This window comes from Sphingomonas sp. dw_22, from assembly GCF_018449795.1.
In the GTDB taxonomy this organism is placed as follows: Bacteria; Pseudomonadota; Alphaproteobacteria; order Sphingomonadales; family Sphingomonadaceae; genus Sphingomonas.
This window is the reverse complement of the sequence record NZ_JAAVVE010000025.1, coordinates 17,970-33,587: the sequence shown is the minus strand read 5'-3', so window position 1 is coordinate 33,587 and position 15,618 is coordinate 17,970. Positions and strand designations below refer to the sequence as shown.

Genomic DNA, 15,618 nt, shown 5'->3' with positions numbered 1-15,618 from the left:
CGAATTACGCGGCTTCGCCCTCGGCGCCTTCGGTCTGCGTCTCGCCTTCGCTCGACTTGAGTGCCGACGGAGCGACCACGGTGGCGATGGTGAAGTCGCGATCGGTGATCGCGGGCGTCGCGCCCTTGGGCAGCGTCACCGCCGAGATGTGGATCGAATCGCCGACTTCGACGCCCTTGAGCGAGACCGTGACCTCGTCCGGGATGCTCGCCGCATCGACGACCAGCTCGAGCTCGTGGCGGACGATGTTGAGCACACCGCCGCGCTTGATGCCGGGGCTCAGCTCTTCGTCGGTGAACACGATCGGCACTTCGACATGGACGCTGGCATGCTCGGAGATGCGCAGGAAGTCGACATGGACCGGGCGATCGCTGACGGGATCGAACGCGACGTCCTTCGGCAGCGTGCGCTCGCCGTTGACCATCACAACCGAATTCATGAAGTGGCCGGTCATCAGCAGCTTCATGAGCTCGCGCTCGTTGACGTGGATGCTCGCGGGATCCTGCTTGTTGCCATAGATCACGGCGGGGACGCGGCCTTCACGACGAAGCAAACGGGAGGCTCCCTTGCCAACCTGTTCGCGCGTCTCGGCCGACAGCGTAAGCGTGTCGCTCATGTGTCGATTCCAATGCGTTTAAAGTTTAACGTTCACCGGCCAGGCCTCCAGGGATGACCCTGGCTCGGAGCGCGGGCGCATAGCGGAGAAGCGGCGAAAGGGCAAGGGCGCCGCTAGTAGCGCACCCGCTCCACCTTCAGCCCGCGCTTCGCCAGCTCCGCCTGCACGCTGTCGGTGCCCGCCAGATGCCCGGCGCCGACCGCGACGAACACGGTGCCGGGCTGCCGCATCCGCGCCGCGATCCAGTTCGCCCAGTTGCGGTTGCGCGTCACCAGCAGCGCCTGTTTCAGCTCGGGCGCGCGATCGAGATCGGCGTTGAGCAGCCGCGCCAGCGCATCGGCGTCGCCGGCGCTCCAGTCCTGCACCATCGTCTCGATCTCGGTGGCGGCATTGGGCAGGTCGTCGAGAGTCGTTTCCAGCAACTGGCGCTGGGCGGGCGCAGAGAGCCGGTCGAAATAGCCGAATTGCTGGCGCGCGGTCTCCAGCCCGACGATCGGCTTGCCCGCCGCCCTGGCCGCGGCGTTCAGCACCTGCTCGGCGCCGTCCTTGTCGTCATAGCCGAGCTGGCGGAGCGGCTGGACCGACAGCGTCATCGCCGCCAGCCAGGGCTCGGCATGATCGAGCGCATCGGGCGACATGCCTGCCTGGGGAAGCGCCGCGCGCAGCTTGGCGGCAAGGGCGGGGGGCAGTTGCTGCGGCAGAATGGGGCCGGATTTCGTCGTGCCCAGTTCGGCGACCAGCGCCTGCATCTGGTCCTCGGGCGGCATCACCAGCTCCAGCACCAGCGCGTCGCTGGCATCGAACGCCTTGCGCACCGCCTCGTCGAACCAGGTGAGGCCGGGCCGCATCATATGGACGGTGCCGAACAGGTAGATCGTGGTGTCGGCGTCGCGGACGACCCATAGCGCCGGATCGGCATCCCTGGCCTTGGGCTCGGGCGTGGCCTTGCAAGCGCCCAATAGCAGCAACAGGCCAAGCAGGAGCGCGCGGATCATGCCCCGCCTTGGAGCGCGTGGGACGACAGTGTCAACGCCGCGCCGGTTGACCCTCCCGGCACGCTGCGCCAAAGCGGCCGCGTTATATCCCCACCATGGGTAGCTAATCTTGTCCGAATCTCTCAGCTTCCAGCGCATGATCCTGAAGCTCCACGATTACTGGAGCGCGCGCGGCTGCCTGATCCTCCAGCCCTATGACATGCGCATGGGCGCGGGCACCTTCCACCCCGCCACGACGCTGCGCGCGCTCGGCCCGGATCCGTGGAACGCGGCGTTCGTCCAGCCCTGCCGCCGGCCCACGGACGGCCGCTATGGCGAGAATCCGAACCGGCTCCAGCATTATTACCAGTATCAGGTGATCCTGAAGCCGAGCCCGCCCGATCTCCAGGAACTCTATCTGGGCTCGCTGGCGGCGATCGGCGTGGATTTCACCCAGCATGACATCCGCTTCGTCGAGGACGATTGGGAGTCGCCCACGCTCGGTGCCTGGGGCCTGGGCTGGGAAGTCTGGTGCGACGGGATGGAGGTGACCCAGTTCACCTATTTCCAGCAGATGGGCGGCTATGACTGCAAGCCGGTGGCGGGCGAGCTGACCTATGGGCTCGAGCGGCTGGCGATGTACATCCAGAACAAGGACAGCGTGTACGACCTCGCCTTCAACGATGCGGGCGTCAGCTATGGCGACGTGTTCCTGGAGAATGAGCGCGAGATGTCGAAGTGGAACTTCGAGGTCGCCGATACCGATGCGCTGTTCGACCTGTTCAAAAAGGCTGCGGCCGAATGCGAGAACTGCCTGGCGGCGGGCCTGCCGATCCCGGCCTATGAGCAGGCGATCGAGGCGAGCCACATCTTCAACCTGCTCAATGCGCGCGGCGTGATCTCGGTGGCGGAGCGCCAGGCCTATATCGGCCGGGTGCGCGATCTGGCGAAGGGCAGCTGCGCGGCGTGGATGGAGAAGAACGGGTGGGCGGCGTGACCGACTTCCTCCTCGAACTCCGCTCCGAAGAAATCCCTGCGCGCATGCAGGAAAAGGCGCGGGAGGATCTTGCGCGGCTCTTCGTTGCCGAGCTGGACAAGGCCGGGCTGAAGGCCGCCGGAATCGTCACTTATGCGACGCCGCGTCGGCTTGCGCTGATCGCCAGGGGCCTGCCCGACCAGACAGCCGCCGTCTCCGAGGAGACCAAGGGGCCGCGCGTCGGCGCACCGCCGCAGGCGCTGGAAGGCTTCCTGCGCAAGACCGGACTGGCCGAGGACCAGCTTGTCGAGCGGGACGGCGTGCTGTTCGCCGTGGTCGACAAGCCCGGCCGGCCGACGGCGCAGGTGATCGCCGAGACAGTGCCCGCCGTGATCCGCGCCTTTCCCTGGCCCAAGTCGATGCGCTGGGGCGCGGGGTCGCTCTCCACCGAGAGCCAGCGTTGGGTGCGTCCGTTGCAGGGTATCGTCGCGATCCTGGGCGAGGACGTGGTCGAGTTCGAGGCCGCCGGGCTGCGCTCCGGTGCCGCCACCGTCGGGCATCGCTTCCATCATCCGGGCGCGATCACGATCGGCTCGGCCGCCGATTATGTCGAGAAGCTGCGCGCCTGCCATGTCGTGGTCGACGGGGCCGAACGGCGCGGCATCATCGCGCTGGGCGCCAAGATGGCCGCGCAGAAGGCCGGGCTGACGCTGGTCGAGGACGATGGGCTGCTGTTCGAGAATGCCGGGCTCACCGAATGGCCGGTGCCGCTGCTCGGGCGCTTCGATGCGGATTTCCTCCAGGTTCCGCCCGAAGTGATCCAGCTCACCGCGCGCGTGAACCAGAAATATTTCGTGTGTCGCGATGGGGCGGGGAAGCTGGCCAACGCATTCGTCTGCGTGGCGAATATCGATGCGGCGGACGGCGGCGGTAGAATCGTCGAAGGCAACCAGAAGGTGCTCGCGGCGCGGCTGAGCGATGCGCGCTTCTTCTACGAGACGGACCTGAAGGTGCCGCTCGCGGAAAACGCGAAGAAGCTCGAGAAGATCGTCTTCCACGAGAAGCTGGGGACGGTGGCGGACAAGGTGGAGCGCGTGGCGAAGCTCGCGCGCTGGCTGGTGGAAGAGGGGATCGTCACTTCTTCCCCCTCTCCCCTCCGGGGACAGGGGGAGTCATCCTCCAGCGCTCCGCTTGCCGAACTGCCCCTCTCCCAACCCTCTCCCCGGAGGGGAGAGGGCTTAGCCGACATGGCCGAGCGCGCCGCGCGACTCGCCAAGGCCGATCTCGTCACCGGCATGGTCGGCGAGTTCCCCGAGCTTCAGGGCCTGATGGGCGGCTATTACGCCGCCGCGCAGGGCGAGCCGGCCGAAGTCGCCGAGGCGATCCGCGATCATTACAAGCCGGTCGGGCAGGGCGATGATGTGCCTACCGCGCCGGTGACGGTGGCGGTGTCGCTGGCGGATAAGCTGGATTCAATCGTTGGGTTCTTCATCGAGGGAGAACAGCCCTCTGGATCACGTGATCCCTATGCGCTTCGCCGAGCAGCGTTGGGCATCATTCGCATCCTGTTGGAAAATGAGATTCGTTGTTCGCTTGGTGCAGTTGCTGACCGGAGCCTTCATTATCAACGCTGGCATACACTGGCGTCCGTACGCGGGAGTGATATTCCACCATTTCGTGATTATGGCGACGCCAATATTCATCTTGAGCAGGACGGTAATCAATTCACCGTGATGATAGGCGACAAGCCAATATACGGGCCAGTCACTGTCAGTAGCCCTGGCCTAGAACGCTTCGACCGCTTGATGAAAATTCATGGCGCGGCCGAACTCGTGGTTCCTTTCTTCGCCGACCGCCTCAAGGTCCAGCAGCGCGAGGCCGGCGTTCGCCACGACCTGATCGACGCGGTGTTCGCGCTCGGCGGCGAGGACGATCTCGTTCGCCTGCTCGCCCGGGTGAAGGCGCTCCAGGCCTTCGTCGCCACCGAGGAAGGGGCCAACCTGCTCGCCGGGTACAAGCGCGCCGCGAATATCCTGAAGAAGGAGAATTTCGTCCCCGGCGAAGTGGCCGACAACGAGATCTACGAAGCCGAGCCGGCCGAATCCGCGCTGGCCGAAGCGCTCGATGCCGCCGAGCCGAAGGCCGAGGCCGCCGTCGCGGCGGAGGATTTCGAAGGCGCCATGGCCGCGCTCGCCACGCTGCGCGGGCCGATCGACGCATTTTTCGATCAGGTCACCGTGAACGACGCCGACTCCTTCAAACGCGAGATGCGTTTGGGCCTGCTCGTGCGTATGCGTGACGCAGTGCACAAAGTGGCCGACTTCTCACGGATCGAGGGATAAAGCTGAGGACATTATCGGAAAGTAATCAGATAACTTTCCTCAAGTTTCTCAATAGTCTGATAAAAGAAACTTGCCTCCTGACAACGCAGTCAGCCATTTTTGTTTCTTCGCACCTGCGATAGGCGGTCCGTGCCGCCCTTGGTGGGGACGGTCAAAAGGGATCGGGAATGACGCAATACGTATATCGGTTCGGTGGCGGTGTTTCGGATGGCGGCGCGGGGGACAAGAATCTCCTTGGCGGCAAGGGCGCGAATCTCGACGGCATGGCCGGAATCGGTCTGCCGGTGCCCCCCGGCTTCACGATCAGCACGGTGATGTGCGCGGTCTATTATGACGAGGGCGAGCGCTTCCCCGAGAGCCTGACGGCCGAAGTCGCCAACGGCATCGCCCATATCGAGGGGATCACGGGCAAGAAGTTCGGCGACGCCGCCGATCCGCTGCTCGTCTCGGTCCGCAGCGGCGCGCGCGTCTCGATGCCGGGCATGATGGACACGGTGCTGAACCTCGGCCTGAACGACGATACCGTCGTCGGGCTGGCGGCGGTGAGCGGCGACGAGCGCTTCGCCTGGGACAGCTATCGCCGCTTCATCCAGATGTATTCGGACGTGGTGCTCGGGCTCGATCACGGCCGCTTCGAGGAAGCGCTGGAGATCGCCAAGGAGGACCGCGGCTTCACCCTCGATACCGAGCTTTCGGCCAAGGACTGGCAGGCGCTGGTCGCCGAGTACAAGGCGATCGTCCAGGAGCTGTGGAACAAGCCCTTCCCGCAGGACGTGCATGACCAGCTCTGGGGCGCGATAGGCGCGGTGTTCGGATCGTGGCAGTCCGAGCGCGCCAAGGTCTATCGCCGACTGAACGACATTCCCGGCGACTGGGGCACGGCGGTCAACGTGCAGGCGATGGTGTTCGGCAATATGGGCGACACCTCGGCGACGGGCGTGGCCTTCACCCGCGATCCGGCGACGGGCGAGGCCGCCTATTATGGCGAGTTCCTCATCAACGCGCAGGGCGAGGACGTCGTCGCCGGCATCCGCACGCCGCAGTACCTGACCCAAGCGGCACGGGAACGCGCCGGGGCCAAGCCGCTGTCGATGGAAGAGGCGATGCCCGAGGTGTACGCCCAGCTCGCGGCGGTCTTCGAGACGCTCGAAAAGCATTACCGCGACATGCAGGACATCGAGTTCACCGTCGAGCGCGGCAAGCTGTGGATGCTTCAGACCCGCTCGGGCAAGCGCACCGCCAAGGCCGCGCTCAAGATCGCAGTCGACATGGCGAGCGAGGGGCTGATCTCGCAGGAAGAAGCGATCCTGCGCGTCGATGCGTCGGCGCTCGACCAGCTTCTCCACCCGACGCTCGATCCCAAGGCGCCGCGCGACGTGCTGACCAAGGGGCTGCCGGCCTCGCCGGGCGCGGCATCGGGCGCGGCCGTGTTCGACAGCGACACGGCCGAGAAGCGCGCGGGCGCGGGCGAGGCGGTGATCCTGATCCGCGTCGAGACTTCGCCCGAGGATATCCACGGCATGCACGCGGCCAAGGGCATCCTGACGGCGCGCGGCGGCATGACCAGCCATGCGGCGGTCGTCGCGCGCGGCATGGGGCGGCCCTGTGTCTCCGGCGCGGGGACGCTCGCGATCAATGCGCGCGAGAAGATCATGCGGGTGGGCACGCGCGAGGTGCGCGAGGGCGATATCGTCACGATCGACGGCGCCACCGGCGAAGTGATGTTCGGCGAAGTGCCGACCGTGCAGCCCGAGCTGTCGGGCGATTTCGGCACGCTGATGGCCTGGGCGGACGCCAAGCGTCGCCTCAAGGTCCGCGCCAATGCCGAGACGCCGCTCGATTGCCGTACCGCGCGCGATTTCGGTGCCGAGGGCGTCGGGCTGTGCCGCACCGAGCATATGTTCTTCGATTCGGCGCGCATCACCGCGGTTCGCCAGATGATCCTCGCCGCCGATGAGGCGGGCCGCCGCGTCGCGCTGGAGAAGCTGCTGCCCGAGCAGCGCAGCGACTTCGTGCAGATCTTCGAGGTGATGGCGGGCCTGCCGGTGACGATCCGCCTGCTCGATCCGCCGCTGCACGAGTTCCTGCCGCACGAGGAGGCCGAGTTCGCCGAAGTGGCCGAGGCCGCGGGCATCGACGTGGAGACGCTCAAGCGCCGTGCGGCGGAGCTGCACGAGTTCAACCCGATGCTCGGCCATCGCGGGTGCCGCCTGGGCGTCACCTATCCCGAAATCTACGAGATCCAGGCGCGGGCGATCTTCGAGGCGGCGATCCTGGTCGCCGAGAAATCGGGCGCCGCGCCGATTCCTGAAGTGATGATCCCGCTGGTCGCCACGCGGCGCGAGTTGGAGCTGATGAAGATCGTCGTCGACAAGGCCGCCGAGGCCGTGTTCGCCGAGAAGGGCCGCCGGATCGAATATCTCGTCGGCACGATGATCGAGCTGCCCCGCGCGGCTCTGCGCGCGGGCGATATCGCCGAGGTCGGCGCGTTCTTCAGCTTCGGCACCAACGACCTGACCCAGACGACGCTCGGCGTCAGCCGCGACGATGCGGGGCGGTTCCTGACGACCTATGTCGAGAAGGGCATCTATCCCAAGGATCCGTTCGTCAGCCTCGACGTGGAAGGGGTGGGCGAGTTGATCGCGATCGCGGCGGAACGGGGACGTGCGACGCGCCCCGGCATCAAGCTCGGCATCTGCGGCGAGCATGGCGGCGATCCGGCCTCGATCGCCTTTTGCGAGGCTACCGGGCTCGATTACGTCTCGGCCTCGCCCTATCGCGTGCCGATCGCCCGGCTGGCGGCGGCGCAGGCCGCGCTCAGGAAAGGCTGAGCGCGGACCCTGTGGACATTACGGAGTGACAGGGGCGTAAAATATTACGGCAGCGAACCGTTTCCTCCATTCCTTCCTATAATCGGAGGGACTGAAGGGCGGGGCGATTATGCGCTCTCTTCCTGGTCGCGTGTGGATTTGCGTGGCGGATGGGGAGAGAGACATGTCGGCTGAGGATCTGAATACGCGCCTTGCGTTCGTGGGAATGGACAATGCGCAGCGCGCGACGCTCGCGCGGCTCGCCACCAGGCTGATGCCCAGGGTGCCGGCGGCGCTCGAACGGCTTTACGACAGGATCGCGCGCACCGAAGGCGTGCGGCATTTCTTTCGCGACGCCGCACATGTGCAGGGCGCGAAGGGCTTGCAGCAGGCGCATTGGCGGCGGCTGTGGGACGGCCGCTTCGACGACGACTATTATGCGAGCGTGCGCCGCATCGGCAGCGTCCATGCCCGGATCGGGCTGGAGCCGCGCTGGTATATCGGCGGCTACTCGATCGTGCTCGAAGCGCTGGTCCGCGAAGTGCTGGAGGGCGGCGGGAGCAGGTTCGGCGGGGTCAACCGCTCTGCCGCCGACGAGGTCGCGGCGCTGGTGAAGGCAGCGCTGCTCGATCTGGAACTCGCCGTCTCGGTCTATTTCGAGGAAGCGCAGGCGGAACGGGCGAAATCCATGGCCGCGCTGGAAAAACGCGAGGCCGAGCTCAACGCGCTGCTGGCCTCGATCGCTACCGCGACGGACAATATCCTCGCCGGATCGAGCGAGATATCCGAGGCATCGGAAAATCTGGCGCGCCGCACCGAAGCCAATGCCGCCAGCCTGGAGGAGACTTCGGCGGCGGTGAGCCAGATGGACGGCCGCCTGAAGGCGACGGCGGAATCGGCATCACGGACGGTGGAGCGGGCCGACGGCGCCATCGCCACGGTCTCGGGCGGCCGCGCGATCGCCGACGAGGCCGTACAGGCTATGGGTCGGGTCAGCGAGAGCGCCAAGGGCATCGACAGCGTGATCGAAGGGCTCGACAAGATCGCCTTCCAGACGCGGGTGCTGGCGATGAACGCGGCGGTCGAGGCTGGCCGTGCCGGTGAGGCGGGCCGCGGCTTCGCGGTCGTGGCGGATCTGGTGTCGGCGCTCGCGATGCGTGCCGAAGAGGAAGCCGGCCGCGCCCGTGACCAGCTCACCGCCACCCAGACCGACATCGTCGCCGCTGTCCAGATGGTCGAGAAGGTCGATGGCGCGCTGGTCAACATCTCCGGGGATGTCGGCGAGGTTCACAATCTGCTCGGCGAGATGGCGGCCGACAACCAGGCGCAATCGACCGCGATCAGCCAGATCAGTGCCGCGATCGGCACGATGGACCAGTCGACCCAGCAGAACGCCGCCATGGTCGAGCAGACCTCGGCCGCCGCGCGCAACCTGATGAACGAAGTCCGGCAGCTCGCCGAACAGGCGGCGGGCTTCTCGGGCGAAAAGCCCGCCATGCGGCCCGTCGAGGCACGACCTGCCCTGGCCGTCGCGACCTATCACTGATCGGGCGGGAACCGCTTCGCCCGTTCAGCCGAAGCGTCGGGCGTGCTCGTCGTCGTTTCCGCTCTGGAGCAGTGACGCCTGCTCGCGCCATTGCTCGTTGGCGATGGTGCCGCTCGGGATGCCGAGCCGCTTCTCCAGCGCGGCTTCCTCGTCGCCGGTCAGCGTCTCGATCTCGCGATAGGTCTTGATGCCGAGGTCGTTGAGCTGGCGTTCGCGTGGTCCATCAACGCCGCGGATGCGCGCGAGATTGTCGCGGCCCCAGCCGAACCAGCCGCGCCATGCCGGCTCGGCCGCCGCTACGCCGGTGGCCACGGGTGCTGGCCCGCGTAGCCGGTCGCGCTCGGCTTCCAGCTCGCGGATGCGGCTGTTGGCGTCCTTCAGCGCCGCGTCCGCCCGGCTGCGTGCGACCTGTTCGTCCTGATAGCGTGTTCGCCAGCGCTTTCCGCCCGAGGCGCTTGCGAGCCCGAAGGCCCATCCCGCGATCAGCGTGAGAAGCAGCGCGACGATCTGGGTCGGTGTGGTGAACGGCAGGTCGTGCATCGGTTCGCCCTCTCCATGTCCTCGCGAAGGCTATCGCGCGTTACTGCGCGACGCCATCGGAATGATGCAGGAGCGTTTCGAGGGCCGCCAAGGTTCCGGCGGGCGGCTTGACCCTATCGGTTGATGAAGGAGTCGTTGATCGAGCAGGCGGCCGGGCCGAGGATGATGATGAACAGCACCGGCAGAATGAACAGGATCAGCGGGATCGTCATGATCGCCGGCAGGCGCGCGGCCTTTTCCTCGGCGCGCATCATGCGCTCGTTGCGGAACTCGGCCGAAAGCACGCGCAGCGCCGAGGCGAGCGGGGTGCCGTATTTCTCGGTCTGGATCATCGTGGTGACGACGCCGCGGACCGCCTCCAGATCGATGCGCGTGGCGAGATTCTCGAACGCCTGGCGGCGGTCGGTCAGGAAGCCCAGCTCGATCGCGGTCAGCGAGAATTCCTCGCCCAGCTCGGGATAGGCCTTGCCCAGCTCCTTGGAGACGCGCGCGAAGGCGGCATCGACGGTCAGGCCCGCCTCGGCGCAGATCACCAGCAGGTCGAGCGCGTCGGGCAGGCCCTTGCGGATTGCGTGGCTGCGCTTGGTGATCTTGTTCTTGAGATAGAGATCGGGGAATTTGTAGGCGAGGATGAAGGCGCCCGCGACCAGGCCATAGGCCTTCATCGGCGACCAGTCGGCGAACATCTCGGTACCGTAGACCATGTAGAGCACCGGCCCGCCGACCACGATCGGCAGGACCAGCCGGCCGAAGATCACCGCGACCGCCCATTCCTTGCGGCGGATGCCGGCCTGGAGCAGCTTGGTCTGCGCCTGCTGGAGCTGGCTGTCCTGGAGCACCTTCAGCGAGGACAGGAAGTTGCGGATGCGGTCGGTCGTCTCGCTGCGCTGGACCAGCTTGGCGCGGCGCTTCGAGGTGGAGGCGGTGATGCCGGCCTTCAATTGCTCGCGGCGCTCGTTCAGCGCCTTGACGCGCTTGGCCATCGGATCGCGCACCGTCGTCGCGGCATAGATGGCGACGAGCACGGCGAAGGCGGCGACGGCGGCGAGCAACGTCGCCACCCACATCACATCGACGCCAAGGACCGTCGGGCCGGTAGGAGGTGCCATCATCGCATCAGATCTCGAAATTGACCATCTTGGCCATGATGAAGGCGCCCAGGCCCATCCAGATCAGGCCGCCGCCGCCGGCGACCATCAGCCGCTCGTCGACGAAGAAGTTCAGCATATATCTGTTGTTGATGAACCAGATCAGCCCGAACACGATGAAGGGCAATGCGCCGACGATCAGCGCGGAAGCCTTGGATTCCGAGGACATCGCCTTGATCTTGAGCTTCATCTGGCTGCGCTTGCGCAGCACATCGGCCAGGTTGGCGAGCGTTTCGGCCAGATTGCCGCCGGTCTCGCGCTGGATCGCGATGGTGATGGTGAAGAACTGGAATTCGGGGGTGCCGAGCCTGTCCGCGGTTTCCTGAAGCGCGGCGTCGAGCGTGCGGCCGATCTTCATCTTGTCGGACACCGCGCGGAATTCCTCGCCCACCGGGCCGTCGACCTCGGAGCCGACGACGCTCATCGTCTCGGTGATCGGCAGGCCCGAGCGCAGGCCGCGCACGAGCAGCTCGATCGCGTCGGGGAACTTGGCGGTGAACCTGGCGATGCGGCGCTTGATGAAGAAGCCGACCACGAAATGCGGCAGCCCCAGGCCGATGGCGAGCCCCAGGAACAGCGCCAGCCAGATCGGGGCGCCTTCGAACAGCAGCAGCCCTGCCGGGACCAATATCAGCCCCAGCGTCGCCAGGGCATATTGGCTGAGCGTCCAGGGCTGGCCGGTCATGTGCAGCCGCTTCTGGAGCAGCGCGGGATTGGGCAGGAAGCGCGATGCGGTCGCGTCCATGTTGGTCTGGCGCGCGGCCGAGACGCGACGAAGCTGCGCCTCCATCGCATTGGTGCCCGCGGCGCTTACGACATGGCGTTCGCGCAGCTTGGTGAGGCGGCGCGCGCCGGCGCGCTCCGCCGAGGGACCGGAGAAGGCCAGCACCATCAGCGCGAACACCAGGAAGGCGCCGCCGCCAAGCATCACTACCGGCATCAATTCCACGCCCGATATGCCTCCAGTTCAGCCCCTCCCCGAATAGGGAAGGGACGAAAGTTACTTCTTCGCCTTTTTGGGCATCTTGTCCTTGAAGCCGCTCAGCTTGCTCAGCAGCGAAGCGCCCCGCGTGTTTGCCTTGGCCCGTTCGGCCTTGTCGTCATGCTCGCCCGAATCGGTGATCGCGGTGATCCGCGTCGCCAGCTCGCCGATCGGCGCCAGCGCCTTGGTGCCCTTGCCGGCCTCCGCCAGCGGCTTGCCGAGCTTGGCGGCCTGCATCGCGGTCTTGGGATCATAGGGGATCAGCACGTCGATCTTGCGCTCGATCGAGCCTTCGAAATCCTTGCGGCTGATCTCGAGCAGCGCGGCCTGCGGCACCTTGTTGGCGACCACGATCACCTGGGTCTGCGGTGCGTTCGACTTGAACCAGCTGAGGATGCGGATCGCGTCGCGGGCCGAGGCGAGCGTCAGCTCGGTCACCAGCACGGCGACTTGGATGTCGGTGATGAGGTGCGGGTGATTGACCAGCATGCCGCGCGGCAGATCGACCACGGTACATTCGAAGGCGCTGCGCATCTCTTCCTGGAGCTGGTAGAAGGCCGCGCCGTCGCTGATGACCGGCGAATTGATCGGCGCCTCGGCGGAAAGCACCGCCAGGCGTTCGGATGCCTTCACCATCGCGCGTTCGATGAACAGGCCGTCGATGCGGCTGGGATTCTCGATCGCGTCGGTCAGGCCGCGGCCCGGCTCGAGGTCGAGCGCCAGTGCGCCGGTGCCGAAATGGATGTCGAGATCGAGCAGCGCGGTGGTGCGCGTGTGCTTGTCGCTCAGCAGCCAGGCGAGCGAGGTCGCGATCGTCGATGCGCCGGCGCCGCCGCGTGTACCGATCACCGCCACCGCGCAATGCGGGCGCTCGCTGCCCGGCTCGGCGAGCTTGGGCGCGGTCAGCGCCGCCTGCGCCTGGGCGAAGGTATCGCGCAGCGCATCGGCATTGAGCGGCTTGAGCAGGTAATCGTGGATGCCGCTGGCGAGCAGGTCGCGATAGAGGCGCACATCGTTGACCTGGCCCGATGCGATCACGATCGTGCCGGGCTCGCAGACTTCGGCCAGCGCGTTGATGTCGTTGAGCGGATCGCCCGATTCGGAGAGGTCGACGAACAGGATGTTCGGGCTCGCCGAGACCGACAGCGTCTGCACGGCGTTGCGCAGGCCGCCCTTGTTGACCTTTTCGGGCGACCAGCCGAGCTCGACCGCGATCGGGCGCAGCGTTTCCGCCGTCGCCTCGTCGCAGACGAATGCGGTGAAGGGTTCGCGATGCGCAGTGCGGCCGGGATTGAAGGGCATGTTCACTTCTGGGTGCCTCCCGCCGAATCCGATTTGACCGTGGTGCCGCCGGAGCCGGAAGGCGCCGCCGCACGGAAGGCGCCGATCGCCTTGGCGGAAGTGGCCGGATCGGCGGTGGGCGATCCGGGGGCGCCACGCACCAGATCGGCCGGATCGGCGACCATCGCGGCAAGATTGCCGTTGGTGGCGCAGCCGAAATTGGAGCTGGTGCTCGCATCGGCGGTGAACTCCGCCGGGTGCGAATAATCGGGGCAGCCCGGCACGCTTGCGCTCATCCGGGTGACGACCACGCGGATCGTTCCCGGCGCGATCTGGCCGGCAGTCGCCGGCGCGCGATCGGCGAGCATCAGGCCATAATGGCCCGCCTCGGCCGCGATCTCGCTGCGACCGGTGGCGCCGTCGGCGCCGTCGTCGATCGCGATGCGATCACCGTAGCGCAGGTTCATCGCCGCCATCCAGCCGGCAAGCCGCTGGTTCTCGCCCGGCGCCAGATCGCTGCCCGCGGTCTGGAGGTCGAGCACATAGTCGCTACGCTGCACGACCGGCTGATGGATCGAATCGATCCCGCCATTATAGGTGCCGCAACCCGCAAGAAGCAGCGCCGGGGCAAGCAGCAGGATAGTGGAGCGCGGGAACACGGGCGGTCTCCTAAACATGGTCGGCGATCAGAAGCTGAAGCCGGGGGCCGCCGCGGCGCCGCCCTTCTTCTGCTTGCGGTTGCTGTTCTGGGCGGGCGCCGCATTGGCCGGCTGGCCCTGCGGCGTCACCGGCACGGGAGCGACGGCGCCGATCGAGGGCTGGCCGCTGTCCGGCGCCATGGCCGGCTTGGGGCGGTCGCCGCCGGTGGTGCCGCCACTGACCTGGCCGAGCAGGATCCGATTGAAGTCGTTCGGCGCCTTGTAGCCGTCGGTCGGCAGGACGATCTGGTTCGCATTGACGGGCCGGACCAGATAGGGCGTGATGACGATCACCAATTCGGTCTCGTTGCGCTGGAAGCCGTTCGAACGGAACAGTGCGCCCAGGATCGGCACGTCGCCCAGGCCCGGCGTCTTCGCGATCGAGTTGTTGTTGCTGTTCTGCAGCAGGCCGCCGATCACCATGCTCTCGCCCGAACCCAGCTCGACCGTGGTCTCGCTGCGGCGGGTGGTGAGCGCGGGAATGGTCACGCCGTTGAGCTGGACTGCGCCGGCCGAGGAAAGCTCCGAGACTTCGGGGCGCACGTGCAGCGAGATGCGGCCATCGGCCAGCACCGTGGGGGTGAAGGCCAGGCTCACGCCATATTGCTTGAACTCGACCGTGGTCGTGCCCAGTCCCTGCGCCACGGGGATCGGAATCTCGCCGCCGGCAAGGAAATTGGCGGTTTCGCCCGAAAGCGCGGTCAGGTTCGGATTGGCGAGCGTCGTCACCTGGCCGATCGTCTCGCCAAGGTCGATCGCCGAGAGGATGTCGAGGCCGAGCAGCCGGCCGGCGAGACCGATCGTGCTGTTGTCGGAGCCCTTGGTGATGTCGGCGATGGTGGTCGCCCGCGGGTTCACGAACTTGCCGGTCGCGGGATCATAGGGACCGGTGATACTTCCGCCGCCCGGAACGGGCAGGGTCGCGGTCGGATACTGGGCCAGATCGCCCGTGGTGAAGCCGCCCGGATTGCGGCCCTGGGCAAGGCCGAAATTGAAGCCGCCGGTGCTGTCCTTCGTGGCCAGGTTCACGCCGATATTCTTGACGAAGCTGCGGCTCACCTCGGCGAACTTGACCTGCAGGTTCACCTGCAGCGGCGTCGCCATGCGCAGGCGGTTGACCACGCCGATCTTGAGCTGGGCACTGGCATCGCTGACGTTGACGCCGGGGTTGAGCAGCGCCGTCACCAGGCGCTGGGCCTGCTCGCTGTCCTGCGGCGACTTTACCGTGCCGTTGAGCACCGCGAGCTGCCCCACGGTCGCGACGGTGATGTCGGTATCGGGCATCGCCGCGCGCAGCATCTGATCGATCGAGCTGAGATTCTGGCTGACCTGAACCTTGGTCGAGTAGATCACCGCGCCGCTCGCGCTGGTCGCGAACACCGTCGCCTCGCCGAACGCCTTGCCATAGAGATGGATCTGGCGGGCATTGGCGACATAGACGTCGGCCGCGGCCGGATTGGACGTCCAGACATTGGCAGCATTGACGGGCAGGTTGATTAGCTCACCCTCGCCGATCGACAGGCGCACCTCGGCGGTCGGCCGCTGGGAGCCCGCCGGGAGCATGGCGACGCGGGCGATCGGCCGGGCGTCCTGGTTGGCGCGCGGGGTACGGCTCTGGGCAAAGGCGGAGCCCGGCATGCCGAGCGCCAACGCCGTCGATACGGTCGCCCCCAGCGACGTTCGGGCGAGCTTCCTGATGGTCATC

12 protein-coding genes are annotated in these 15,618 nt (G+C 66.8%); 4 read left to right on the top strand and 8 right to left on the bottom strand.

The annotated features are described in order from the left end of the window. Positions 1-4 precede the first annotated feature (4 nt). Together HB724_RS12240 and HB724_RS12235 are read right to left on the bottom strand one after the other, a co-directional pair. On the bottom strand, positions 5-616 hold the full coding sequence (locus HB724_RS12240; protein ID WP_213981223.1) for a 50S ribosomal protein L25/general stress protein Ctc: 612 nt from the start codon (positions 614-616) through the stop codon (positions 5-7). A gap of 113 nt (positions 617-729) precedes the next feature. Next, positions 730-1,611, bottom strand: a complete 882-nt coding sequence (locus HB724_RS12235; RefSeq protein ID WP_213981222.1) for a TraB/GumN family protein — start codon at positions 1,609-1,611, stop codon at positions 730-732. A 136-nt stretch (positions 1,612-1,747) separates the two neighbouring features. Here HB724_RS12235 and HB724_RS12230 point away from each other — a divergent pair, with 136 nt between their 5' ends. The 4 genes from HB724_RS12230 to HB724_RS12215 all read left to right on the top strand — a co-directional run bounded on the left by HB724_RS12230 (position 1,748) and on the right by HB724_RS12215 (position 9,264). Next, entirely contained in the window at positions 1,748-2,587 is an 840-nt protein-coding gene (locus HB724_RS12230) for a glycine--tRNA ligase subunit alpha (RefSeq protein WP_213981253.1), read from the top strand. Then, positions 2,584-4,908 carry a glycine--tRNA ligase subunit beta gene (glyS, locus tag HB724_RS12225; protein ID WP_213981221.1) on the top strand — a complete coding sequence of 775 codons (2,325 nt, stop codon included), beginning with the start codon at positions 2,584-2,586 and terminating at the stop codon, positions 4,906-4,908. The genes HB724_RS12230 and glyS overlap by 4 nt, the downstream gene beginning before the upstream one ends. Positions 4,909-5,075: 167 nt before the next feature. Continuing rightward, on the top strand, positions 5,076-7,739 hold the full coding sequence (ppdK, locus tag HB724_RS12220) for a pyruvate, phosphate dikinase (RefSeq protein WP_213981220.1): 2,664 nt from the start codon (positions 5,076-5,078) through the stop codon (positions 7,737-7,739). A 109-nt stretch (positions 7,740-7,848) separates the two neighbouring features. After that, positions 7,849-9,264, top strand: coding sequence for a protoglobin domain-containing protein (locus tag HB724_RS12215; RefSeq protein WP_346344725.1), 1,416 nt, complete (start codon positions 7,849-7,851; stop codon positions 9,262-9,264). A gap of 24 nt (positions 9,265-9,288) precedes the next feature. Here HB724_RS12215 and HB724_RS12210 read toward each other — a convergent pair whose 3' ends face one another. From HB724_RS12210 to HB724_RS12185, 6 genes are all read right to left on the bottom strand, one after another. Next, entirely contained in the window at positions 9,289-9,804 is a 516-nt protein-coding gene (locus HB724_RS12210) for a hypothetical protein (RefSeq protein WP_213981218.1), read from the bottom strand. 113 nt (positions 9,805-9,917) lie between these two features. Next, positions 9,918-10,913 (bottom strand): type II secretion system F family protein, encoded by a 996-nt coding sequence (locus HB724_RS12205; protein WP_213981252.1) that lies wholly within the window; start codon positions 10,911-10,913, stop codon positions 9,918-9,920. Positions 10,914-10,920: 7 nt separating this feature from the next. Next, positions 10,921-11,901, bottom strand: coding sequence for a type II secretion system F family protein (locus HB724_RS12200; RefSeq protein WP_213981217.1), 981 nt, complete (start codon positions 11,899-11,901; stop codon positions 10,921-10,923). Positions 11,902-11,952: 51 nt separating this feature from the next. Further along, the gene (locus HB724_RS12195; protein WP_213981216.1) at positions 11,953-13,242 is read right to left on the bottom strand and encodes a pilus assembly protein CpaE; all 1,290 of its coding nucleotides are present in this window, start codon (positions 13,240-13,242) and stop codon (positions 11,953-11,955) included. After that, complete coding sequence (locus HB724_RS12190; protein ID WP_346344724.1) at positions 13,239-13,874, bottom strand: CpaD family pilus assembly lipoprotein; 636 nt, start codon at positions 13,872-13,874, stop codon at positions 13,239-13,241. Before HB724_RS12190 ends, HB724_RS12195 begins: the two co-directional genes overlap by 4 nt. 27 nt (positions 13,875-13,901) lie before the next feature. Beyond that, positions 13,902-15,617 carry a type II and III secretion system protein family protein gene (locus tag HB724_RS12185; protein ID WP_213981214.1) on the bottom strand — a complete coding sequence of 572 codons (1,716 nt, stop codon included), beginning with the start codon at positions 15,615-15,617 and terminating at the stop codon, positions 13,902-13,904. Position 15,618 lies beyond the last annotated feature (1 nt).